General features: G+C 72.6%; 1 protein-coding gene. It reads left to right on the top strand.

The window, feature by feature from the left end:
- The coding region (locus tag ABTU92_RS30715) for an alanine racemase (protein ID WP_408095304.1) at positions 1 to 511 on the top strand (511 nt) is incomplete at both ends.

Here is a 511-nt window from a genome sequence, read left to right as displayed (position 1 = left end):
GGCTTCGACGACATCACCTATGCGGTCGGCATCGCGCCCCAGAAGCTCGACCGGGTGCTCGCGCTGCGCCGCGCCGGCTGCCGGCTGACCGTGCTGGTCGACTCGCTCGCCGGCGCCCGCGCCGTGGTCGACAAGGGCCGCGCCGAGACGCACGGCTTCGACGTGCTGATCGAGATCGATACCGACGGCCACCGCTCCGGCGTCGGACCGGACGACGCGCTGCTGATTCGGATCGGCGAGACTCTCCACCGCGGCGGCGCGATCCTCGCCGGCGTGCTGACGCATGCCGGCAGCTCCTACGGCCTGAGTACGCCGGAGGCGTTGCAGGCGATGGCTGCGCTGGAGCGCGCTGGCTGCGTGCGCGCCGCGACGCGTCTGCTCGCCGGCGGGCTGCCGTGCCCGGTGGTCAGCGTCGGCTCGACCCCGACGGCGCTGTCGGCCGAAAAGCTCGACGGCGTCACCGAGGTGCGGGCCGGCGTCTACGTGTTCTTCGATCTGGTGATGGCGAATG

The organism is Rhodoplanes sp. SY1, assembly GCF_046000175.1.
In the GTDB taxonomy this organism is placed as follows: Bacteria; Pseudomonadota; Alphaproteobacteria; order Rhizobiales; family Xanthobacteraceae; genus Rhodoplanes.
Note: the sequence above shows the minus strand (reverse complement) of the source record. Positions and strands in the feature narration are given on the sequence as shown.